Origin of the sequence: Streptosporangium sp. NPDC051022 (assembly GCF_040683035.1) — a bacterium.
Lineage (GTDB): Bacteria > Actinomycetota > Actinomycetes > Streptosporangiales > Streptosporangiaceae > Streptosporangium.
Genome location: NZ_JBFBCF010000029.1, coordinates 92288 through 113441, shown reverse-complemented (window position 1 = coordinate 113441; position 21154 = coordinate 92288). Strand labels below are relative to the sequence as shown.

Here is a 21154-nt window from a genome sequence, read left to right as displayed (position 1 = left end):
CCTAGATCAGAGGAGTTGTGGCACGATTCGTATGTGCTGGTCGTACTCGCCCTCGCTGCCCTAGTCGTTCTCGCCGGTGTGGTGGTGGTCGCCATGGGCCAGGGAGGTGAGCTGGCCGGATTCGCCCCCGACATTCCTCCACTGGACCTGCCGGAGGCGGCCCGGCTCGGCGCCGCCGACTTCATGGCCCTGCAACTGCCGGTGAGCCTGGTGGGCTACCACACGCAGAGCGTGGACGAGGCGCTGAACCGGGTCGTGAACGCGCTGAGCGAGCGCGACACCAGGATCGCGGTGCTGGAGCAGCGGGTGGCGGAGCTGCTCGCCGGCAGGCTCCAGGCGCGTCAGGAGCTCCACGCGGCCCCGTTGAGCGCGCCGCGCACCGAGCACGAGCCCGCGGAGCCCAGGGGGCCCGAGGGACCCGCCGAGCTTTCCGAGGTGTCAGAGCCTTCTTCGGTGTCTCCCGGTGACGGGGACGAGCCCGACGAGCCCGACGAGTCCGCGGCGCTGGAGGCGCCGGAGGGGCCGGAGGGGCTCGCGGAGCTCTCCGAAGAGCCGCGGCCTTCCTCGGAGTCCTCCGACGAGAGGGACGAGCCCGCGGAGCCGGAAGGACCCGTGCGGCCGGAGGGATCCGTGGATCGGCCCTCCGGGCTCGTGGAGCCGGAGGGGCCCGTGGATCGGCCCTCCGAGCTGCCGGGGTCTCCCTCGGTATCCTCCGGTGAGAGGGAGGGGTCCGAGGAGCTCGCCGAGGTGCCACGTTCTTCCTCGGCGTCCTCCGGAGAGGAGAGCGACGACTCCTCTCCGACGACCGACGCGAAGGAATCCCTGTGGCCGGACGCCAAGAAGCAGCCGTGACCGAAGCCGTGACCGAACCGGTGCGGTGCGGGTGGGTGAGCTCGGCCCCCGAGTACATCGCCTACCACGACGAGGAGTGGGGCCGTCCGGTCACCGGCGACGACCGGGTGTTCGAGAGGCTCAGCCTGGAGGCCTTCCAGTCCGGCCTCTCGTGGATCACGATCCTGCGCAAGCGGGAGAACTTCAGGGCGGCCTTCGCCGGGTTCTCCATCCCCGCGGTGGCCGCGTTCGGCGAGGCCGACGTCGAGCGCCTGCTCGCCGACACGGGCATCGTCCGCAACCGGGCCAAGATCGAGGCCTCCGTCGCCAACGCGCGGGCCGCGCTCGACGTCGGCCTCTCCGAGCTGATCTGGCGGCACGCCGACCCCGACGCCCCCGTTCCGAAGGCCCTCGCGGACGTGCCCGCCCAGACTCCCGGCTCCAAGGCGCTGGCCAAGGAGCTCAAGTCTCGGGGGTTCCGGTTCGTCGGCCCGACCACCGCGTACGCGCTGATGCAGGCCATCGGCCTGGTCAACGACCACCTGGCCGACTGCTGGGTGCGCGGCACCTACTGAGGGGCCGCCAAGAGTCACTGATGGGCCGCTGATGGGCCACTGAGGGTCGCCGAGAGTCACCGAGGGGCGCTGATGGGGCGCTGATGGGGCGCTGAGGGGATCACCGCGGGATCCCGCGAGGCCGCCGCGGAGCCCGGGGAACCCGGGAGCCGCGCGAGGCCGCCGGCCGGGAGGTCCGCCCGGCGGCTCTTCGCTCAGCGGCCCTCGAAGACCGGGCGCTTCTTGTCGAGGAAGGCGTGGGTCGCGTTCAGGTGGTCGGCGGTCTTCGCACACGTGTCCTGGAGGTCGGCCTCCAGCACCAGGGCGTCGGCCAGGGAACTGCTCGCCGCGAACTCCAGGGCGTGCTTCGTCGCCGCGTAGGCGCTCGTCGGGCCCTGCGCCAGCCGTACGGCCAGCGCCCGGGCCTCGGCGGCCAGCTCGCTGGCGGGGACGACCTTGGAGACGATCCCGAGCTCCAGGGCGCGGGCCGCGTCGAAGGGCTCGCCGAGCAGCAGGAGATCGGTCGCGCGGGCCCGGCCGACCAGGCGCTGCAGCGTCCAGGACGCGCCGGAGTCGGGGGCCAGGCCGATGCCGGAGAAGGCCATCGCGAACTTCGCCCTGTCGGAGGCGATCCGCAGGTCGCAGGCGAAGGCCAGGGCGGCGCCCGCGCCCGCGGCGACGCCGTTGACCGCGGCGACGACCGGCTTTCCCATCTCGGCGATCGCCATGACGATCGGGTTGTAGTGCGTGCGGACGGTGCCGTTGAGCCCCAGGCCCGCCTCCAGGTTGGCGGCGTGCTCGTTGAGGTCCTGGCCGGCGCAGAACGCCCGATCCGTCCCCGTCAGCAGTACCGCCCGCACCGCGTAGGCCTGTGAGGCCATGGTCAGCGCCTCGAGCAGTTCGGCCTTCATCCGGGTCGTCAGCGCGTTCATCGCCTCAGGGCGGTCCAGGGTGATGGTGGCGACGGCGTCGTCGACGGAGTAGCGGACGTCGTTCAACGGAAGACTCCTTCTGGGGCTGCTGTGGTCGCCCGGACCTGTCCGGGTTCCGCTCCGAAAGATCTGTTCGTGTGAGGCTGTGACTTCCCACGGTAGATCCGTGGTCTTCCGCGGTCCCGCCGGGTCCCGCGGACCGGTCCAGATGATCGTCTCGACTCGGTAAATTCTCCGTGCCCTCCCGCCGGGGCGGCGCACAGGCTGGGAAACCGCCTCGTAGCGGGCTTCCCGGCGGCCGGGCCGGGGCGGGCAGGACCGGTTGTACGGCTCGCGAGGACAAGTTTGGCCGTCCGAGGGGGCTCGGACAACGGTCTTGATTGCCCGATGAGTCGATGCTGAGGCTGATCGTTCCCATTCCGAGCGCGGAGACGGGATAATAGGACATCACAGAAGACGTGAATGCGTCGGCCACCCTCGGGTCAGTCGGAGATCCGGAGCCCGAAGCAGGAAGGGATACACGCATGGCGGCTATGAAGCCGAGGACCGGTGATGGTCCGCTGGAGGTCGTCAAGGAAGGCAGGGGCATCGTCATGCGGGTTCCCTTGGAGGGTGGCGGCCGGCTCGTCGTCGAGCTCTCGGCGGACGAGGCCAGCGCCCTTGGTGAGGAATTGAAGAAGGTCGTCGTCTGACCTCGATCCGCGACCAGCGGTGAAGCCGGGCCCTGATTCGCTCCGCTCACGGAGCACGACATCCGCCGTGGCCCGCGCGGTTCCGATCGACGAACACGGCCCTGGCCGCAGGACCGCCCGCACGCGGCTCGCGCCAGGGCCGCGGTGTGCCACCCGGCCGATGACTGGAGTTCACATGCCCATCTCCCCGTACGTGCTGCTGCCCCGCGCCTCCTCCGTCCAGGAGACGCCCGCTTCCGAAAAGGGGGGCGGCGGCGCGCCGGCCCCGCTCCTCGGGGACGCCGGTCTGCTCGCGGTGCCCTTCTCCCCGGACCTGGAACCCGAAGTCGGCCTGCCGGTGCCCGTGGCCGCGCTGCTGGCGCACTACGAGGCCGAGGGGGCGGCGGGAGAGATCGTCGAGGTTCCGGTCGCCCACGGCGACGCCGTCGGCCGGGTGCTGCTCTACGGGATCGGCGACGGCTCCGCGAGCGCCCTGCGCAAGGCGGGCGCGGCGGTCGCCCGGCGGGGCAAGGGCAGAGACGCGATCAGGATCCTCCTGCCCGAGGGGCCGGTGGCCGCGCTCGTCGAGGGCGCGCTGCTGGCGACCTACAACTTCCGGATCGGCGAGGCCAAGTCGGCCCCGGTGGCCATCGTCGAGTTCGTCGGAGACGACGTCGAGGCGGAGGTCACCAGGGGCGGGACGATCGCCGAGGCCGTCTCGTTCGCCAGGGACCTGACCAACACCCCCTCCTCGATCAAGACGCCGGCCTGGTTGGCCGAGCGCGCCGTCGAGCACGTCGTCGGCACCCCGGAGGGCGGGGAGAAGGACGGCGGCGACGGCGTCCGGCTCGCCGCGAAGGTGTGGGACGAGGCGGCGCTGCTGGCGGAGCGGTTCGGCGGCCTCCTCGCCGTCGGCCAGGGCTCGGTGAGCCCGCCGCGGCTGGTCGAGCTGTCCTACCGTCCCGAGGGCGCGACCCGCCACGTGGTCCTGGTCGGCAAGGGCATCACGTACGACACCGGCGGCCTGTCCCTCAAGCCGACGGACAACATGAAGTTCATGAAGACCGACATGGCGGGCGGCGCCGTCGTCGCCGCGGTCATCGGCGCGCTGGCCTCCCTCGGCACGCGGATCCGGGTCACCGGCCTGATCGCCGCCGCGGAGAACTCCTTCTCCGGTACGGCCCAGCGCCCCTCCGACGTGATCACGCAGTACGGCGGGCGGACCGTCGAGGTGCTCAACACCGACGCCGAGGGCCGTCTGGTGCTGGCCGACGCGCTGGCCTACGCCGACGCGGAGCTGGAGCCGGACGCCGTGGTGGACATCGCCACCCTGACCGGTGCGATCGGCATCGCCCTCGGCAAGGACCTGGGCGCCGTCTTCGCCACCGACGACGGCCTGGCCGCCGAGCTGACCGAGGCGGCCGAGAGCAGCGGGGAGGGCCTCTGGCGGATGCCGCTGATCGAGGACTACGTCCCGGCCCTGGAGTCGAGCGTGGCCGACCTGGCCAACATCGAGTCCGGGACGACCTTCGGCGCGACCTACGGCGCGGGCTCCATCACCGCGGCGCTGTTCCTGCGCGAGTTCACCGGCGGGCGGCCGTGGGCGCACCTGGACATCGCCGGGGTCGGCCGCAGCGGTGCGGACGAGGGCATCTTCAGCAAGGGCGCGACCGGGTACGGCGTGCGCCTGCTGCTGGAGTGGCTGTGTTGATCCGCGACGCCTGACGGCGTCGCGGACCTGGGCGCTCCCGGGGCGGTGGAACCCCTAGCCGCTGATCTTGATGGCGGCCAGGACACCCTCGCCGAGGGGGATCATCAGGGGCCGTAGCCGTTCGTCGTCGCGGACCAGCTTGCCCAGCTCCCGGATGGCGACGGTGTCCGGGTCGCGCTGCGTGAGGTCGGCGACCCGGTGCTGCCACAGCGCGCCGTCGAAGACCACGATGCCGCCGACGCGCAGCAGGCGGATGGACTCGGCCAGATAGTCGGCGTACTCGTGCTTGGCGCCGTCACAGAAGACCAGGTCGTAGCCGCCGTCCGACAGGCGGGGAAGGACGTCGAGGGCCCGCCCGGCGATCAGGCGGGTCCTGCCGCCGGAGAAGCCGGCCTGGGTGAAGCCCTGCCTGGCCAGGCGCTGGTACTCGGGCTCGGCGTCCACGCTGGTGAGCGTGCCGTCCTGGCGCATGCCCCGCAGCAGCCACAGCCCCGACACGCCACAGCCCGTACCGATCTCCACGACGGCGCGGGCGTTGATGGCCGTGGCGAGGAAGCAGAGCGCGGCGCCGGTGCCGGGCTGGACCGCGTGAGCTCCGACCTCCGAGGCGCGCTGACGCGCGGTCCACAGGATCTCGTCCTCCGTGTGGAATTCCTCGGCATAGGCCAGAGTGGCCTCCAACGGACTTGTCGGCGTCTCGGCCATCGGCCTCTCCTCCCGCTTTCTCCGTACAGAGTCATATAGGGACTGGGTGGCAGCCTAAGGGAGGCAGGCCCGATCGGGAACTCATGTAACGCCCGGTGCGTTGCACGGTTTAAGCGGCCTTTGCCGGTCCTGAAGGTAGTGAGTGCGCACGAAGGGACGAAACCAGGCACTATGGCGATAGCGGTGGTCCCGGAGAGAGGAGTGCTGGTGGACGACTTCGACCACCAGACGGATGCTCCCGTGTCTGACTGGACACCTCCCACATGGGAGGAGGTGGTCCGGACGCACGGTGCGCGTGTCTATCGGCTGGCCTACCGGCTGACCGGCAATGTTCACGATGCCGAAGACCTCACCCAGGAGGTCTTCGTCCGGGTTTTCAGGTCTCTGTCGAACTACACGCCGGGCACTTTCGAGGGCTGGCTGCACCGCATCACCACCAACCTGTTCCTCGACATGGCGCGGCGCAAGCAGCGCATCAGGTTCGAGGGGCTCGCTGACGACGCCGCGGAGCGGCTGCGCGGGCGCGAGCCTTCTCCCGCTCAGGTGTACGACGACACCCATCTGGAGCCGGACATCCAGGCGGCACTCGACGCGCTCGCGCCGGAGTTCCGCGCGGCCGTCGTTCTATGTGACATCGAGGGGCTGTCCTACGAGGAGATCGCCGCGACGCTCGGCGTGAAGCTCGGCACGGTCCGCAGCCGCATCCATCGCGGCCGGGCACAGCTGCGTGACGCGCTGGAGCACCGCGCGCCCCGTGGAGACCAACTCCCCCCGACCATCACCCGCGGGGAGGAATTCGCATGAGAAACCACAGTCATGACACATGTCACGACGAGCCGCTCGGCAAGGAGTGATCATGAGTCATCTCGGAGAACGCGTTTCCGCACTGGTAGACGGTGAACTGAACCATCACGAGCGTGACCGAGCGCTGTCCCACCTCGCCTTCTGCGCCTCCTGCCGGGCCGAGGTCGACGCCGTGCGGGCGCTGAAGAACCGGCTGAGGTCCCTCGACGGGCCGGCCATGCCCGCCGACCTGACCATGGCCCTGCTGCGGATGGCCGACCCCGGCGACCCTTTACCGCCGCGTGACCGGCCCCTCCCGAGCGGGCGGACGTTCGGCGGGGCGCCGATTCCGGGCATGCACAGCGTCGCGCCGCCGGACAACCGGCCGCGGGGCCGCGCCTCGGGGCCGCGCCGCGCGCGCAGGGTCGGCTACGTCGCGGTCGGCGTCGCCTCGGCGGCCGTCGCGCTCGGCACGCTGTTCGTCGTGGGCGGGCCCGACCCCAACCCGCGGGTTCCCCCGGTCGACATGTTCGCCAACCAGCACCGCAACACCGCGCCCTACGGAGGGTCGGCGACGCCGACCTTCTCGCCCACTCCGTGATCCGGCTGCCCGCCTCCCTCATCCTCGCGGTCGTCATGCTGCTGGGGCTGGTGGCGGGCAGTCCGGCGCACGCCGCGCCCCCGGACGACGCCGAGAGCGAGGACCCGGGGCTGCACCTGCTGCGTGAGGCGGCGATCGCCAGCCGGACCCGCGGGTACGCGGGCACGCAGTACGTCACCACCTGGGGCCGCTCCGGCTCCTTCTCCTCCGTGACGGAGGTCCGCAACATCCCCGGGCAGGGGCTGACGGTGCACGCCCAGCCCTCCGGGGTGACCACGAAGGTCGATCCCGGCACTCCCGCGGGGAGCATGGCCGCTCCGTCCGAGACCATGCTGGAGGTGCTGGCCCGCAACTACCGGGTGGTCGTCGCGGGCGTGGGACAGGCCTGCGGCCGTCCCGCGAGCCTCGTGCACGTCCTGCGCGCCGACGGCACGCTCGCCGCCCGCTACTGGCTGGACCGGGCCGCCGGGCTCGCGCTGCGCCGCGAGCTGTTCGACGGCCGCGGCCAGATCGTCCACGTCGGCGCCTTCGTCGATCTGAGCCTCGACCCGGCCAGGAAGATCGCGGGCGGCGCGCTGGCCGCCGGTGGCCTCGACCTGGGGGAGACGCCGCGCCTGCTCGCTCAGGGCTGGCGGTTTCCCGCCGCGCTGCCGGGCCGTCTCGAACTGTTCGCCGCGCACGCCGCTACTACCGGATACTTGTATCTGGGATATTCAGATGGTTTGTCAGTCGTGTCGGTTTTCGTGGAGCCTGGGGTGCTTGATGAGGATCGGCTCCGCGGATGGCATGCCCAGCGGCGCGACGGGCATACGATCTGGATGCGAAACTCAGCCGAGCAGGAGACGATCTGGGCGAGTGGGGGTCATGTCTACACCGTCTTCGCGGACGCTCCGGCCGACACGGTCGACGCCGCAGTGGCGGCACTGCCCCATGAACCCGTACCCAGCCTGTGGAGTCGGCTCGGCCGGGGCGCGCACCGCTTGCTGTCCTGGGTTAACCCTTTCGGGTAAAGCGCGCTTTACGTCTCTCGTATGCCGTTCAGGGGAAAATTACTGGGTTATTCCGGTGAGCGGCCTCGTACGAGGCAAGGAGTGGTGAACATTCGATGACCGACGAGATCCGTCCCCAACAGGCGAACGACGCCGAGGGGCGCGCGCCGTCGGACCTCACCGACGACAGAGGACCGGCCAGGGAGATGTCCCGGCCGGACTTCCTGCCCGCGGGCGAGACGGCTCCCCCCAGCGCCACACAGCCTCGTAACGACGGCTGGAGCCAGCTCGGAGAGCCTCCGCGCTCCGGTGCCTGGGGCCGGCCGGTGGCCCCGGAAGGGGCCGGACAGCCCGGACAGCCCGTACAGCCCGGATACGACGACTGGACCGGCCGTCAGGATCGGCCCGGCCCGGGAGGCGGATCCGGTGGCGCCGGCTGGGGAGATCCGTCGGGCAGGCCCCGGCAGGACACGGCGGTCTTCGCCGTCCCCGGAGGCCCGCAGCCCCAGTTCCCGCCGCCTCCGCCGTCCCAGCCGTTCGGGCTGGGGCCGGGCTGGGCGCCGCCCCCGGCGGTCCCCGGCGTCCCGCAGGGGCCGTACGGCGGCTTCGGGGGAGTCGCGGCACCCGCCCGGCGCGGACCGCGCACCGGCACGTTGGTCATCCTCGCCGTGATGATCGCGTTGCTCGCCTCGATGCTGGGAAGCGTCGGCACCTACCTGCTCACCCGTCCGGCGAGCTCGGGCCTCGATCCCTCCTACCGGCTGGGAACGGCGCCGAGCGGCTCGACCGCACGGGCCCCCGAGTCGATCGCGGGCGTCGCCTCGAAGGTCCTGCCCAGCGTGGTCTCGATCTCGGTCGACGCCGGGACCGGCTCCAGTACCGGCTCCGGCTTCCTGATCAAGGGCGGCTACGTGGTGACCAACAACCACGTGGTCGCCGCCGCCGAGCCCAACAGCGACCAGATCCGGATCCAGTTCAGCAACCGAAAGTCCACCACGGGCCGGATCGTCGGCCGTGACCCCGAGTCCGACCTGGCCGTGGTCAAGCCGGGTGAGACCTTCGGCGCGCCGGAGATCGCCCTCGGCAACTCGGACAACGTGGTCGTGGGAGACCCGGTCGTCGCCATCGGCTCTCCGCTGGGCCTGAGCGGTACCGTCACCTCCGGCATCGTCAGCGCGCTCAACCGCCCGGTCCAGGCCGGGGAGGAGAACAGCACCGACACCACCTGGCTCAGCGCCATCCAGACCGACGCCGCCATCAACCCCGGCAACTCCGGCGGCCCGCTGGTCAACTCCAGCGGCGAGGTCATCGGCGTCAACTCGGCGATCGCCACGCTCGGCAGGTCGGTCGGCGGCCAGAGCGGCAGCATCGGCCTCGGCTTCGCCATCCCGGTGAACCACGCCCGCCGGGTCGCCGAGGAACTGGTGACCACGGGTTCGGCCAAGAAGTCGCGGATCGGCATCACCATCGACTCGACCTACCAGGGCACCGGGGTACGCATCGAGACCGAGGCCAAGCAGGGCAGGCAGCCCGTCGAGCCCAACGGTCCCGCGGACAAGGCCGGCCTCAAGCCCGGAGACGTCATCCTCGAGGTGAACGGCACCGTGCTGCAGGACGGCAACGAGCTGATCGCGCTGATCCGGAACAAGGCCCCCGGCGAGAAGCTGGCGGTCAAGTTTCAGCGCGGCGGCCAGGAGAAGACCGCCACCGTGATCATCGGTGCCGAGCCCACGCAGCCCACGCCCAGTCCATCCTGACCGGTTATGCAACTGGTGCGTGCTATAGCGTGTGGGCGTTAGTCTGGAAACTCTCCGGGCGTGTGTCCGGAGAGCCGCCCTGTCGTTGTCCCGGTAGGAGATCACCGTGTTCGGACTCGGCTGGCCTGAGATCATAGCGCTGGTGGTCATCGCTCTTCTCGTCTTCGGCCCGGAGAAACTTCCCCAGGCCGCCGCCCAGGCGGGTAAGACGTTGCGCAACCTGCGGCAGATGGCCAACAACGCCAAACAGGATCTGCAGACCGGGCTCGGGCCCGAGTTCGCCAACTTCGACCCGTCCGACCTCAATCCCAAGAACTTCGTCCGCAAGCACCTCACCGGTGACATCGAGGACGAGTGGAACGGCGCCAAGAGCGCCGCGGCGTTCAGCACCGCCTCCGCCTACAGCGGCTCCTCCGACACCGCTGTGGATCCGGAGCACGAGCTGGGATACGGCGAGATCCCGCCCTACGACTCCGAGGCCACCTGAGGAGGCCACCTGAGCCTCCGGCCCGTGGGCCGAACACGGCGAGGCCCGGAGGTCGGCGATCGGCCTCCGGGCCTCGGTGATCCGCGGGACGCGGACCGGGTCTAGCGGCCCCGGGTCGGGGAGATGCCGAGCTGCATGCCCTTGAGGCTGCTTGACCTCTTGCCCAGGCTCGCGGCGATGCGGATCAGCTCGGCGGCGGCCGGGGCGTCCGGGTCGGTGAGCACGAGGGGCTTGCCCTCGTCGCCGCCCTCGCGCAGCCGCATGTCGATAGGCACCTGACCCAGGAGCGGCACGCGGGCGCCGAGGGTGCGGGTGAGCGCGTCGGCGACGGTCTGGCCGCCGCCCTCGCCGAAGACCGGGATCCGCTCGTCGCAGTGCGGGCAGGGCATCCAGGCCATGTTCTCGATGACGCCCGCGATCTGCTGGTGGGTCTGGACGGCGATCGTCCCGGCGCGCTCGGCGACCTCGGCGGCGGCCTGCTGCGGGGTGGTCACCACGAGGAGCTCGGCGGACGGCATCCGCTGCGCGACCGAGATCGCGATGTCGCCGGTGCCCGGGGGCAGGTCCATCAGCAGGACGTCGAGGTCGCCCCAGTAGACGTCGGCGAGGAACTGGTGCAGCGCCCGGTCCAGCATCGGGCCGCGCCACACGACCGGGGTGTTGCCGTCGGGCTTGAACATGCCGACCGAGATGACCTTGATGTCATGCGCGACCGGCGGCATGATCATGTCTTCGACCTTGGTGGGGCGCTCGGACACGCCGAGCATGCGCGGCACGCTGTGGCCGTAGATGTCGGCGTCCACGACGCCGACCTTCAGGCCGTTCGCGGCCATCGCGGCGGCCAGGTTGACGGTCACGGAGGACTTGCCGACGCCGCCCTTGCCCGAGGCGACCGCGAACACGCGGGTCAGGGAGCCCGCCTGGGCGAAGGGGATCTCCTTCTCCGGGCCCCGGTTGCCGCGCAGCTTGGTCTGGAGCGTCTTGCGCTGCTCGGTGCTCATGACGTCCATCTCGACCTGGACGCCGGTCACTCCGTCGACCTTGGCGACCGCCGCGGTGACGTCACGGGTGATGGTGTCCCGCATGGGACAGCCCGAGACCGTGAGGTAGATCCCGACGCGCACCGCCCCTTCGGGGGAGATGTCGACGCTCTTGACCATGTCCAGCTCGGTGATCGGCCGACGGATCTCAGGGTCGTTGACGGTCGCCAGCGCGGCCGTCACCAGTTCCGGGGTAGGTGCCATCGAAGTGTCGGCAACAGGCCGTCACCCTTGGGCGACGCGGGCTGCCGTCCCTCCTTGTCTTTTTGTCGTCCAGGCTTTCATCTACGGGGACGTCCGTCGCGACGCCGTACGGCTTGGCGAGGGACCGCTCCCGGCTGGGAGCGGAGGTCACGGCCCCAATGGTATGAACCCGGGGGTGGTACGCGGAATTCCGGATCCCGTTGTCATTTCGGATCCGGACAATTCACTATGTAGATGCACGTGCAACGTTCTAAGGTTACTGCGTGACCGTGACGGCGAGCGAGCCGGTGGAAGCCGTCGGTTCCGGCGAGCCGGTGCTCCGGCTGCCGCTGCGGCGTGTCCGGGCACGCGTCACCACCCGGGGGCGCCTGGGGGGCACCTGGGGGCGCGGAGGGAGACGGCCGCCGGCTAGAGGGTCGGCTGGGGGGCGCCGGGCTGGGATGCCGGCTCCTCGCCCGGTCGCTGCAGGTCCTCCTGCAGGCGCTGGAGCTCCGAGCGAAGGTAGTCGCGGGTGGCCACCTCGCCGAGCGCGATGCGCAGGGCGGCGATCTCCCGGGTCAGATACTCCAGGTCGGCCTGGTTGCGCTCGGCCGCCGCGCGGTCGAGCTCGTTCTGGATCCGGTCGCGATCGTCCTGCCGGTTCTGGGCGAGCAGGATCAGCGGCGCGGCGTACGAGGCCTGGAGCGAGAGCATCAGCGTGAGGAAGATGAACGGATAGGGGTCGAATCTCCCGACTTCCAGCGCGAAGACATTCCATAGCACCCAGAACGTCACGAAGACGGTCATGTACACCAGGAACCTGGCGGTGCCGAGGAAGCGCGCGATCCGCTCCGACAGCTGTCCGAAGGCCTCGGGGTCGTAGTGCGGGCGCAGGCGCAGGCCCTGCTCCCTGGGCTGGTCGAGCCGGTCAGCCATGCTCAGCTCCCGCTTCCTCCTGGTCCCGCTCCCGCCAGTCTTCGGGCAGCAGGTGATCGAGCACGTCGTCCACGGTGACGGCGCCGACCAGACGACCGAGCTCGTCCACCACGGGTACCGCCATCAGGTTGTAGGTGGCCAGGTAGGAGGCCACCTCGTTCAGGGTGAACTCGGGCCTGATCGGGTCGAGCGAGCTGTCCATGACGCCGCCGAGCAGGGTGGAGGGGCGCTCGCGCAGCAGCCGCTGGAAGTGGGCCAGCCCGAGGAAGCGGCCGGTCGGGGTCTCCACGGGCGGCCGGACCACGTAGACCTGGGCTGCGACCGAGGGGGTCACCTTCTGCTGGCGGATGTGGGCCAGCGCCTCGGCGACGGTGGCGTTGGGCGGGAGTATCACCGGCTCGCTCGTCATCATGCCGCCGGCGGTGTTCTCCGGGTAGACCAGCAGCCGCCTGATCGGCGCGGCCTCCTCGGGCTCCATCAACGCCATCAGCGCCTCGGCCTGGTCGGGCGGGAGGTCCTGCAACAGGTCGGCCGCGTCGTCGGGGGACATCTCCTCCAGCACGTCCGCGGCCCGCTCGGGGGTGAGCCTGCTCAGCACGCCGATCTGGTCGCGTTCGGGGAGCTCCTCCAGGACGTCGGCCAGCCGTCCGTCGTCGAGGGCGGCGGCCACCTCGGCGCGCCGCTTGTCCGGCAGCTCGTGCAGGGCGCTGGCCAGGTCGGCGGCGCGCATCGTCTCGAAGGCGACCAGCAGACCGGCCGCGCCCTGGTCCTTCTGCACCGCGCCGAAACCGCTGACCTCGGCCCATTCCACGATCTTGGTCGGGCCGCGCCGCCGCAGTCCCAGTCCCGATCCGCCCCTGACCACGGCGACCTTGGTGATGCTCCACTCCGCGCGCCTGGTCTGCTCCATGGCCAGGTCCAGGACCGTCACGCGCTCGCCGCCGACCTCGACCTCCAGGTCGAGCATCTCGCCGATGGCGAGGGTCTCGGTGGTCCGCTGTTCGAAGCGCCGTACGTTGATCCGGCCGCTGAAGACGACCGATCCGGCCTCGATGCCGCGCACCCGGGTGATCGGCAGGAAGACCCGCCGCCGGGGCTGCACCTCGACGACCAGACCGTGCACGCGTGGCGGCGTGGTTCCGGCGATCGCCACGACCACGTCCCTCACCCGCCCGATCTGGTCGCCGGCCGGGTCGAAGACCGGGGTGCCGGCGAGCCGCGCGACAAAGATCTTCACATTTGCAGCGTAGGTCGCGTTCCGGGGTGGATGGTTCAAGGCGCGCTCACATTTCGGACGCCCCTTGCCGTGCCCCGGCCTGGCATGACAGCATCAAAGCACAGGAACGGTAGTTACATGGAGGATGGCTCGTGAGACGTGACGGTCTGCTGATCGCCTTCGCGTCGTCGTGGTGTTTCGCGTTCTCCGGGCCGATGGCCAAATATCTCGGCGCCGCCGGGCTGAGCCCGCTGGAGGCGGTCTGGGTGCGGATGGCCGGCGCCGGGCTGCTGCTCGTCGGGGTCCTCGTGGCCGTCAGGCCCGGCGCCCTGCGCATCCCACGGTCGCGGCTGCCGTTCTTCCTGGCCTACGCGGTCGTCGCGGTCGCGGGGGTGCAGGCGCTGTACTTCGCGGCGATCACCAGGCTGCCGGTCGGCGTCACCCTGCTCATCGAGTTCACCTCGCCGGTGCTGGTCGTGCTCTGGGTGCGGTTCGTCCGCCGGGTACGGCTGCCGCGCGCCGCGTTCGTCGGCGCGGTGGTCGCGGTGGTCGGCCTCGGCATCGTGGTCGAGGTCTGGACGGGGCTGGCGCTGGACCCCGTCGGCCTGCTGCTCGCGTTCGGGGCCGCGGCGTGCTGCACCGGATACTTCCTGCTCAGCGACGGCTTCGGCGACGACGTCGACCCGCTCGGCCTGATCGCCTGGGGCCTGGTGGGCGCCGCCGTCGCGCTCGCCCCCCTCTCCCAGCCGTGGAACATCCAGTGGGCGGCGTTCGGCCGGACCGTGGCGCCGGGGGACGGGGTCGCCCTGCCCGCGCTGGCGGCGGCGCTCTGGATGATCGTTATCGCCACGGTCACCGCCTACATCCTCGGCGTCACCGCGGTCCGCCGCCTGTCGGCCGCCGTCGGCTCGACCGTCGCCTCACTGGAGGTCATCGCCGGGGCGGTGGTCGCCTGGGTCCTGGTCGGGGAGGCGCTCGGCCCCTTCCAGATCGTCGGCGGCCTCATCGTGCTGGTCGGCGCCTATCTGGCCCAGCGGGCCACCGCGGCGCTGCCCGATCCCGTCGTGGAGGTCAGGGAGCCGGCTCACGTGGCGTGAGCCGTACCACCTGGGAACGCGCGGCCCAGCGCTCCGTCAGGCCCGCGCCGTCGACGGCGTTGAGCCGCTCCTTGGCGAGCGCGGCCACCACCTCCGGGGCCCCCGCCTGGTCGACGACCTCGACGGAGGCCTCGAAGGTGATCAGCCGCACGCCGTTGTCCTTGCTCCTGAGCGTCACCTGCACCCGGTCCGACTCGGTCAGGCGCGGCAACTCCTGCTCACCACCCCCGGTGACCAGGTAGATCGCGCCGTCGTGCCACACGTGCCAGGCCAGCCGGGGCCGGTCCAGTGACAGCCACAGGACCCCCGACTTCCTGGCGCCCTCCTCGATCACACCCATATGACGAATGTACGGCCTGCGCCCTCCCCGGGACCGAGCGCATGGGCCGTGTATGGCCGCCATAGAACGACCCTGTCTGCCGCGTCCGCCCGGATGACCGCTAGCGTGAGGCCATGCGCTCGCGACGTTCGTGCCTGGCGGTACCCGGCAGCAACCCCCGCTTCCTGGAGAAGGCCCAGGGGCTGCCCGCCGACGAGGTCTTCCTCGATCTGGAGGACTCCGTGGCGCCGCTCGCCAAGGAGGAGGCGCGCAAGAACGTCGTGGCCGCCCTGCGCGAGGGCGACTGGTCGGGCAAGACCCGGGTGGTGCGCGTCAACGACCTGAGCACGCACTGGACCTACCGGGACGTCATCGAGGTGGTCGAGGGCGCGGGGGAGTTCCTCGACTGCCTGATGCTGCCCAAGGTCGAGGATCCGGGCCAGGTGGCCTGGCTGGACACCCTGCTCACCCAGATCGAGCGGGCCAACGGCCTCCAGGTCGGCCGGATCGGCATCGAGGCCCAGATCGAGAGCGCCAGGGGCCTGGTCAACGTGGACGCCATCGGCGGCGCGTCCCGGCGTCTGGAGACGCTGGTCTTCGGCCCCGCCGACTTCATGGCCTCGATCAACATGCGGACCCTGGTGGTCGGTGAGCAGCCCCCCGGCTACACCGAGGGCGACGCCTACCACTACATCCTGATGCGCATCCTGATGGCCGCCCGCACACACGGCCTGCAGGCCATCGACGGCCCCTATCTGGCGATCAAGGATCTCGACGGCTACCGCCGGGTCGCCGGGCGGTCCGCGGCGCTCGGGTTCGACGGAAAGTGGGTGCTCCACCCGACCCAGGTCGAGACCGCGAACGAGGTGTTCTCGCCGTCCCAGGAGGACTACGACCGCGCCGAGCTGATCCTCGACGCCTACGACTACTACACGACCGTGGAAAGGCGTGGCGCGGTCATGCTCGGTGACGAGATGATCGACGAGGCGTCCCGGAAGATGGCTCTGGTGGTGACGGCGAAGGGCCGGGCGGCGGGTCTGGCCCGCACCACCGCCTTCACCCCTCCCGCCGTGTGACCTCCGGCAGTCGTTCCCCCTTCACCCCTCCCACGGCGTGACCTCCGGCCGCCGTCCCTCCTTTCACCGTCCCCCCTTTGCTGTCTCCTTTTCGCGGTTCCTCACGGGTTCCGCCGTGTCTTCCCGGCACCCTTCTCCCGTGACGCCTCCCTCTTCCCGAGGGGGTCGGCGGTCTGCGATCTCAGAATTAAAGCCCCAAACCGCGATAAAACCGGCGCTTCGCCGATAAATCTGACTAGAGAGGTCTCGTCATCGCGGCTCCAACGTGCTGCTCTGGAGTGGTACGGCTGGAGCCTTCGCCGTCCGCCCGTTGGAGGTGATCATTTCGGCGGAACGGGGTAGTAATAAGGTCTCGTGCGATTCGCCGTCGCCACAGGGCGCGACGGAAGAGTGTCACGGAGACGAATGGAACGGTCCGGAGTGCCGACTTCGGGCTGAACGGGCTTCCCGCAAGGAGGTGCTGAGCGTGGTCCCGGGCCCCCACGACCCGCGCTCGCGAGAGTGGCCGGCGGATGACGGCGTCCACGGCGACGGGACATACGAAGGCAGGTCCCGGCGGCATCAGGACTCCCCGCCGACGATCCAGCACTTCCCGCCCGGCCCCCAGGACGACAGCCCCCGAGGACTCCCGCTGGCGTCCCCCTGGATGCTGCCCCCGTTCGCCGCCCCGACGCCGGACGACGACGAGCCTCCCCGCGCCCGTCCCGAGGGACTGGGCGGTGAGCGCCGTCGTGCCCACACCCAGCCCTACGCGTCCCCCACCGGCCTCCCCCAGACCGATCCCGTCGCGCGTGCCGCCCCCTTCGACCCCTCCGGCCCGGCGCCTGAGGACACCGAGGCCGGGCAGGGACGCCGCAGGAGGACGACCGACCGGCCCGACCTGCTGGTCGCCTCGGGGGCGCCGCGCGGGCCCGAGGACGCCGGTGGCGCGGACCGCCCCGGCGGGTCCCGTGAGCCGGACGACGGGGACTACGGGGATCTCCTCGGCCCGTCGCGCGGGTCCGGCGACGGCCACGCCGACCCTCTCGGCCCGTCGGGTGGCCGAGGTGACTTCTCGGACACCTCCGGCCGATCGGGAGACGGCGGCTACGGAGACCTCCTGTGGCCGCCGTACGGCTCGGAGGAGGCCGGTCGGGGGGATTCTCCCGGTGAGGCGCGTTCGTCCGGTGACGGCGACTACGGAGACCTCCTGGGGGTGACGTACGACTCCGGCACCGACGGTCGTGACGCCGGCGGTGACTCCGGCGGTGGCCATGGCCGTGACGACGGCCGTGACGACGGCCACGGCGCGCCGTACGGGACCGGGGACACCGGCCACGCCGAACCTCCCGGCGCGCCGCCCGAACCCGGCGGACGCAGGCGCCGGAACCGGCCCGACCTGCTGGTCGCCTCGGGGCCGCCGCGCAGGCCCGCGGACCCGGATCCCCTTGACGGGCCCGACACGCCCGTGACCGCCGTGCCGCACGGGGCCGAGGAGCCGTATCCGGCCGAGAACGATGGGCCGTCCGGCACGGCAGGGGACGACCCGCGGGCCGGACAGCCGGTCCCGGAGACGCGGGAACCGGAGAGCGGGGAGCTCGCCGTCCCCGAGGCCGACGACGACTTCGAGCCGGTGCGCCGCGTCGGCCGCCCGCCGGGCGGCAGGCCGGCCAGACCGGACCTGCTGGTCGCGGAGGGCCCGCCCGGCAGGCGCGGGGCCAACGGCGGCAGGCACCACCGCCCGGCGACCGCGCCCTCCGCGCTGCGGCGCTCCAGTCCGACCAGGCGCGGGCGGCGCAGGGGCCTGGTGGTCCCGGCCGTGATGATCGCGGTCCTCGCCGCCGCCGTGGGCGGCGGCGTGGTGCTGTGGGGCTGGACGAACGGCTCGTTCACCACCGGCCTCCAACTGGTCGGAGACGAGGTGGGGTCGGGCGACGCCGACTTCGTCTCGCCGTCCAACGCCGTCGGCAACGGGTCGAGCCAGGTGCTCAACGCCGTCGCCTCGGCGGGCTCCCTCATGGTCGCCGTCGGCAGCGACACCACCAGCCCCGTCCCCAGGCCGCTGTTCCTGATCTCCCCGGACGGCGGCGCGACCTGGCAGCTGGGCAAGGTGACCGGATCGGCGGGTTACGGGAACGGGCCGACCACGGTCGGCCGCGTCGCGGGCGGCGACGGACTCTGGCTGGCGGCGGGCAACGACCTGCTGGGCTCCGGACGCGGTCTGTGGACCAGCGAGGACGGCTACACCTGGGCCGCCGTCGACCCGGGGAAGCTGGGCGCGTTCACGGCCGGTGACAAGATCATGGATCTGGCCAGGACCTCGTCGGGCTTCGTCGCGGTCGGCACGGCCGTCCTGCAGAACGGCGCCGTCGGCGCCGTCGCCTGGGTCTCGCCCGACGGGCAGAGCTGGGACCGGGTGGACAGCGGGAAGATCGGGGCTCCGGACAAGGTGCGGGGCCTGAAGGCGGTCGTCGCCAAGGGCGACGCCGTGGTGGCCCTGGGAGATCCGGCCCAGGGGCAGTCGAGTGCGGTCGTCATGCGCTCGGCCGACGGAGGCAGGACCTGGACGCGGGCGGGCGCGGCACCGGCGGGCGTCATCCCCGAGGCGGGCGCGCTGGCCACGGCCTCCGACGGGTTCGTGCTCGTTCCCACCCAGCAGCGCAACGACAAGGGCGGCGTCGACGTCTACTGCTCACCGGAGGGCGTCGACTGGACCCGGTGCGGCACCATCACCGGCCTGGCCCGTGACGGCTCCGGGGTCAAGCGGCTGGCCTCGTCGGGCGCGGGGGTGGCCGCGGTCGCCGAGTCCGGCTTCGAACGCTACGCCGTCTACACCAGCGAGGACGGCCGCGACTGGCGTAAGACGACCGACCTCGGCGAGGTGCCGGGTTCGCTGCGAGCCCTGGCCATCTCCGACGACGGCACGCTCGTCGTCGGCGGTGACGAGCGCGCCGCCGACGTGGACAACCGCCTGGTCCTCATCACCGCCCCCAGGGGCGGCCAGGCCACCCCCGTCGCCCTGGACCGGATCGACGGGCTGGCCCGGGCCGCCCGCGACACGGCCAGGGTGGCCGCGGCAGGCGGCGGGTTCGTCGCCGTCGGCGCGGTCTCGGGCGACGCGGGCATCTGGACCAGCGCGGACGGCCAGAGCTGGAAGGCCGCCGGTCCGGCGCAGGTCCTGGGCGGCCCGCGGCGGCAGGCCCTCAGCGACGTCGCGCAGGGCAGGCGGGGCTGGCTGGCCGTGGGCGGCACCATGACCGACGCCTCCTCGACCGGTCCCCTGCTCGTCACCTCGGCCGACGGCAGGACCTGGCGCCGGATTCCGGTCACCGGCCCCCTCGCCCCGGCCGCCGAGCACGACTTCCTCGCCCCCCACGCGGTCGCCGCCGGCCCGTCCGGCTACGTCCTGGCCGGTGAGGACCGCGGCCCGTCGACCACCGTTCCCGTCCTGTGGTTCTCCTCCGACCTCAAGCGCTACACGCGGGCGGCGAAACTTCCCGCGGGCGGTGGTGGGGTGCGCCTCTACGACGTCTCGGCGACCTCGTCCGGATACGTCGCGGTGGGCGGCATGGGCACGGCGGAGCGGGAGACCGGCGTCGTCTGGGTCTCGGCCGACGGGGTCAACTGGGTCGCCCGCAAACCCGTCCTGCCCCCGGGGGCGACGTCGGCCGGCCTGCGGCACGTGGTCCAGCACGGCACCACCATCGTCGCGGCCGGCACGGCCACGACCGGTGACGGGCTGCGGGCCTTCGGCGCGGTGTCCGGCGACAACGGGTCGTCGTGGGAGTTCTCCTGGCTTCCGGCCGACCAGGCGGCCGCCGTGTACGACCTGGCCGCGACGGCCGAGGGCGTGGTCGCGGTCGGCTGGCAGGGGACTCCGGGCGAGGGCGACAGCGTGGCGTGGACCTCGGAGGACGGGCTGAAGTGGCAGCCTCACGCCCCGACCCAGGGCAACCTGAGCGGGGACGGCGCCCAGTGGCTCGGGGCGGTCACGGTCTCCGGGGACCGAGTCGTGGCCCTGGGACGGTCGACCACCTACGACAGCGACCACCTCACGCTGTGGCGTTCGACCCTGACGGCCTCCCGATGATCTCCCAGTCGGTGAGGGCGTCCACGAGGCCGGGGGAGAGCGGCAGCCGTACGAGCTCGTCGTCGGCGAACCACCCGGCCTCGGCGGCGTCGTCTCCGGCGCGGAGTGTGCCGTCGCGGGCCTCGGCGAGGTAGTCGCGGATCTCGTAGACGACGCCGCCGGGGCCGGGACGGTCGACCGTGCCCACCAGGCGCCCCGGCGTGACCGTCAGGCCCGTTTCCTCCAGCACCTCGCGGACCAGCGCCTCGGCGTCCGACTCGCCGGTCTCGACCCGGCCGCCGGGGACGGACCACAGGCCCTGACCCGGTGGGCGGCCGCGACGGATGAGGAGCAGCCGCCCGTCGTCGTCACGGATGATCGCTCCAACACAATTTACGCGCACATGGGCAAGATTACGGCTGTATAACGAGGAGTGCCCTTGACGGAGGGGGCGAGGACAAAGCACCGTGGGTAGGCGTGAGAGCCGAGCCCATCTGCCCGCGTTGTTTCGGCCCCTTGCGTCCGCCCAGTGCCTGGTCGAGCGCGTGGCGGTGTGGGCCGCACGGCGACGTCCTGCCGCTGCAACCGCCCAGGCACCCCTCCGGGGCCGCGGTCGAGGCCCTCGGCGTAAGCGCCCAGGTGCCGGTCTGGCTGCCGTGGCCGTTGCCGCAGGGCTGGCTGGTCACCGGGCTGGCCGAGGCCGGCGACGAACGCAGCGGCGTCAGGGCGACCGTGGTCGCCCTCTCCGGTCCCTCACTGACCCACGGCCCCGCGGACATGTTGATCATCGCGGAGGAGACCGGTGTCGGCCTCGGCGCCGGGTTCGCCGGGCTTCCGGGCACCGACCCCGGCGAGGGGTTCGGCGAGGGGCCGCCGCACGCCAAGGTCGAGATCATGGGCCACCCGACCCCGCTGTGGTGGGTGGACGCGGCTCCCGACCGGGCGGTCTACGCGGGCGAGGCGCTGGGCAACTGGCTGTGGGTGGTCATCTGGCCCCCCGAGGCGGGCTACCTGATGACGCTCGGTGAGCTGTCGATGCGCGACCTGCGGGACCGGGACCAGGCCCTCGATCTTCCCTTCGGAGCCTTCTCTCCGCGCCTGGGTGACGACGGCACCTGAGGCGTCCCGCCGGAAACATTGCATATGTGCCCCTAATACCGAAATCACTCCCTGCTACGAAAGACACCTATGACGGGCCTTTTCGCTATGCAATGATTA

Annotated in this window: 20 protein-coding genes; 13 read left to right on the top strand and 7 right to left on the bottom strand. The window is 71.7% G+C overall.

Features of this window, described 5'->3' with window-relative positions:
- The first annotated feature begins 33 nt into the window (after window positions 1–33).
- Both AB0N02_RS35710 and AB0N02_RS35705 read left to right on the top strand, forming a co-directional pair.
- Window positions 34–852 (top strand): hypothetical protein, encoded by an 819-nt coding sequence (locus AB0N02_RS35710; RefSeq protein WP_363955832.1) that lies wholly within the window; start codon window positions 34–36, stop codon window positions 850–852.
- Window positions 849–1406 carry a DNA-3-methyladenine glycosylase I gene (locus AB0N02_RS35705; protein ID WP_363955830.1) on the top strand — a complete coding sequence of 186 codons (558 nt, stop codon included), beginning with the start codon at window positions 849–851 and terminating at the stop codon, window positions 1404–1406. The genes AB0N02_RS35710 and AB0N02_RS35705 overlap by 4 nt, the downstream gene beginning before the upstream one ends.
- Before the next feature lie 194 nt (window positions 1407–1600).
- On the opposite strand, the gene AB0N02_RS35700 is transcribed toward AB0N02_RS35705, so the two are convergent.
- Complete coding sequence (locus AB0N02_RS35700; RefSeq protein WP_363955827.1) at window positions 1601–2383, bottom strand: enoyl-CoA hydratase-related protein; 783 nt, start codon at window positions 2381–2383, stop codon at window positions 1601–1603.
- Between the two features lie 458 nt (window positions 2384–2841).
- On the opposite strand from AB0N02_RS35700, the gene AB0N02_RS35695 reads away from it, so the two are divergent.
- Both AB0N02_RS35695 and AB0N02_RS35690 read left to right on the top strand, forming a co-directional pair.
- Window positions 2842–3009 (top strand): DUF3117 domain-containing protein, encoded by a 168-nt coding sequence (locus AB0N02_RS35695; protein WP_012894793.1) that lies wholly within the window; start codon window positions 2842–2844, stop codon window positions 3007–3009.
- 175 nt (window positions 3010–3184) lie between these two features.
- The gene (locus AB0N02_RS35690; RefSeq protein ID WP_363955823.1) at window positions 3185–4699 is read left to right on the top strand and encodes a leucyl aminopeptidase; all 1515 of its coding nucleotides are present in this window, start codon (window positions 3185–3187) and stop codon (window positions 4697–4699) included.
- Window positions 4700–4753: 54 nt separating this feature from the next.
- On the opposite strand, the gene AB0N02_RS35685 is transcribed toward AB0N02_RS35690, so the two are convergent.
- Window positions 4754–5404, bottom strand: coding sequence for an O-methyltransferase (locus AB0N02_RS35685; RefSeq protein ID WP_363955820.1), 651 nt, complete (start codon window positions 5402–5404; stop codon window positions 4754–4756).
- A 171-nt stretch (window positions 5405–5575) separates the two neighbouring features.
- Between AB0N02_RS35685 and sigE the strand changes: the two genes are divergently transcribed.
- The 5 genes from sigE to AB0N02_RS35660 all read left to right on the top strand — a co-directional run bounded on the left by sigE (window position 5576) and on the right by AB0N02_RS35660 (window position 10021).
- A complete protein-coding gene (gene sigE, locus AB0N02_RS35680; RefSeq protein ID WP_363955817.1) occupies window positions 5576–6208 on the top strand; it encodes an RNA polymerase sigma factor SigE in 633 nt (210 codons plus the stop codon).
- 52 nt (window positions 6209–6260) lie between these two features.
- A complete protein-coding gene (locus tag AB0N02_RS35675; RefSeq protein ID WP_363955814.1) occupies window positions 6261–6788 on the top strand; it encodes a zf-HC2 domain-containing protein in 528 nt (175 codons plus the stop codon).
- Window positions 6785–7798: a sigma-E factor regulatory protein RseB domain-containing protein gene (locus AB0N02_RS35670; protein ID WP_363955811.1), complete on the top strand. Its 1014-nt coding sequence runs from the start codon at window positions 6785–6787 to the stop codon at window positions 7796–7798. The genes AB0N02_RS35675 and AB0N02_RS35670 overlap by 4 nt, the downstream gene beginning before the upstream one ends.
- Before the next feature lie 95 nt (window positions 7799–7893).
- Entirely contained in the window at window positions 7894–9534 is a 1641-nt protein-coding gene (locus AB0N02_RS35665; RefSeq protein WP_363955808.1) for a trypsin-like peptidase domain-containing protein, read from the top strand.
- 106 nt (window positions 9535–9640) lie between these two features.
- Window positions 9641–10021 carry a sec-independent translocase gene (locus AB0N02_RS35660; RefSeq protein WP_363955805.1) on the top strand — a complete coding sequence of 127 codons (381 nt, stop codon included), beginning with the start codon at window positions 9641–9643 and terminating at the stop codon, window positions 10019–10021.
- Between the two features lie 101 nt (window positions 10022–10122).
- On the opposite strand, the gene AB0N02_RS35655 is transcribed toward AB0N02_RS35660, so the two are convergent.
- The 3 genes from AB0N02_RS35655 to AB0N02_RS35645 form a co-directional block, all read right to left on the bottom strand.
- Entirely contained in the window at window positions 10123–11265 is a 1143-nt protein-coding gene (locus AB0N02_RS35655) for a P-loop NTPase (RefSeq protein ID WP_363955802.1), read from the bottom strand.
- 408 nt (window positions 11266–11673) lie between these two features.
- Entirely contained in the window at window positions 11674–12180 is a 507-nt protein-coding gene (locus AB0N02_RS35650; RefSeq protein ID WP_363955799.1) for a DUF1003 domain-containing protein, read from the bottom strand.
- Window positions 12173–13417, bottom strand: a complete 1245-nt coding sequence (locus AB0N02_RS35645) for a CBS domain-containing protein (protein ID WP_363955795.1) — start codon at window positions 13415–13417, stop codon at window positions 12173–12175. The genes AB0N02_RS35650 and AB0N02_RS35645 overlap by 8 nt, the downstream gene beginning before the upstream one ends.
- A gap of 131 nt (window positions 13418–13548) precedes the next feature.
- Here AB0N02_RS35645 and AB0N02_RS35640 point away from each other — a divergent pair, with 131 nt between their 5' ends.
- Window positions 13549–14493: a DMT family transporter gene (locus tag AB0N02_RS35640; RefSeq protein WP_363955792.1), complete on the top strand. Its 945-nt coding sequence runs from the start codon at window positions 13549–13551 to the stop codon at window positions 14491–14493.
- Here AB0N02_RS35640 and AB0N02_RS35635 read toward each other — a convergent pair.
- Window positions 14468–14833, bottom strand: a complete 366-nt coding sequence (locus AB0N02_RS35635; protein ID WP_363955789.1) for a hypothetical protein — start codon at window positions 14831–14833, stop codon at window positions 14468–14470. The genes AB0N02_RS35640 and AB0N02_RS35635 overlap by 26 nt on opposite strands.
- Window positions 14834–14946: 113 nt before the next feature.
- Here AB0N02_RS35635 and AB0N02_RS35630 point away from each other — a divergent pair, with 113 nt between their 5' ends.
- Window positions 14947–15888, top strand: coding sequence for a CoA ester lyase (locus AB0N02_RS35630; protein ID WP_363955786.1), 942 nt, complete (start codon window positions 14947–14949; stop codon window positions 15886–15888).
- A gap of 457 nt (window positions 15889–16345) precedes the next feature.
- A complete protein-coding gene (locus AB0N02_RS35625; protein WP_363955782.1) occupies window positions 16346–19957 on the top strand; it encodes a hypothetical protein in 3612 nt (1203 codons plus the stop codon).
- Here the strand turns inward: AB0N02_RS35625 and AB0N02_RS35620 are convergent.
- The gene (locus tag AB0N02_RS35620; protein ID WP_363955779.1) at window positions 19920–20339 is read right to left on the bottom strand and encodes an NUDIX domain-containing protein; all 420 of its coding nucleotides are present in this window, start codon (window positions 20337–20339) and stop codon (window positions 19920–19922) included. The two genes, AB0N02_RS35625 and AB0N02_RS35620, sit on opposite strands and share 38 nt — an antisense overlap.
- A 74-nt stretch (window positions 20340–20413) precedes the next feature.
- Between AB0N02_RS35620 and AB0N02_RS35615 the strand changes: the two genes are divergently transcribed.
- Window positions 20414–21055 (top strand): DUF6758 family protein, encoded by a 642-nt coding sequence (locus AB0N02_RS35615; RefSeq protein ID WP_363955777.1) that lies wholly within the window; start codon window positions 20414–20416, stop codon window positions 21053–21055.
- Window positions 21056–21154 lie beyond the last annotated feature (99 nt).

Coding starts and splice junctions, on each gene's coding strand:
- AB0N02_RS35695 (WP_012894793.1), top strand. CDS start 2,842: ATGGCGGCTATGAAGCCGAGGACCGGTGATGGTCCGCTGGAGGTCGTC.
- AB0N02_RS35690 (WP_363955823.1), top strand. CDS start 3,185: ATGCCCATCTCCCCGTACGTGCTGCTGCCCCGCGCCTCCTCCGTCCAG.
- AB0N02_RS35685 (WP_363955820.1), bottom strand. CDS start 5,404: ATGGCCGAGACGCCGACAAGTCCGTTGGAGGCCACTCTGGCCTATGCC.
- sigE (WP_363955817.1), top strand. CDS start 5,576: ATGGCGATAGCGGTGGTCCCGGAGAGAGGAGTGCTGGTGGACGACTTC.
- AB0N02_RS35675 (WP_363955814.1), top strand. CDS start 6,261: ATGAGTCATCTCGGAGAACGCGTTTCCGCACTGGTAGACGGTGAACTG.
- AB0N02_RS35665 (WP_363955808.1), top strand. CDS start 7,894: ATGACCGACGAGATCCGTCCCCAACAGGCGAACGACGCCGAGGGGCGC.
- AB0N02_RS35655 (WP_363955802.1), bottom strand. CDS start 11,265: ATGGCACCTACCCCGGAACTGGTGACGGCCGCGCTGGCGACCGTCAAC.
- AB0N02_RS35650 (WP_363955799.1), bottom strand. CDS start 12,180: ATGGCTGACCGGCTCGACCAGCCCAGGGAGCAGGGCCTGCGCCTGCGC.
- AB0N02_RS35635 (WP_363955789.1), bottom strand. CDS start 14,833: ATGGGTGTGATCGAGGAGGGCGCCAGGAAGTCGGGGGTCCTGTGGCTG.
- AB0N02_RS35630 (WP_363955786.1), top strand. CDS start 14,947: ATGCGCTCGCGACGTTCGTGCCTGGCGGTACCCGGCAGCAACCCCCGC.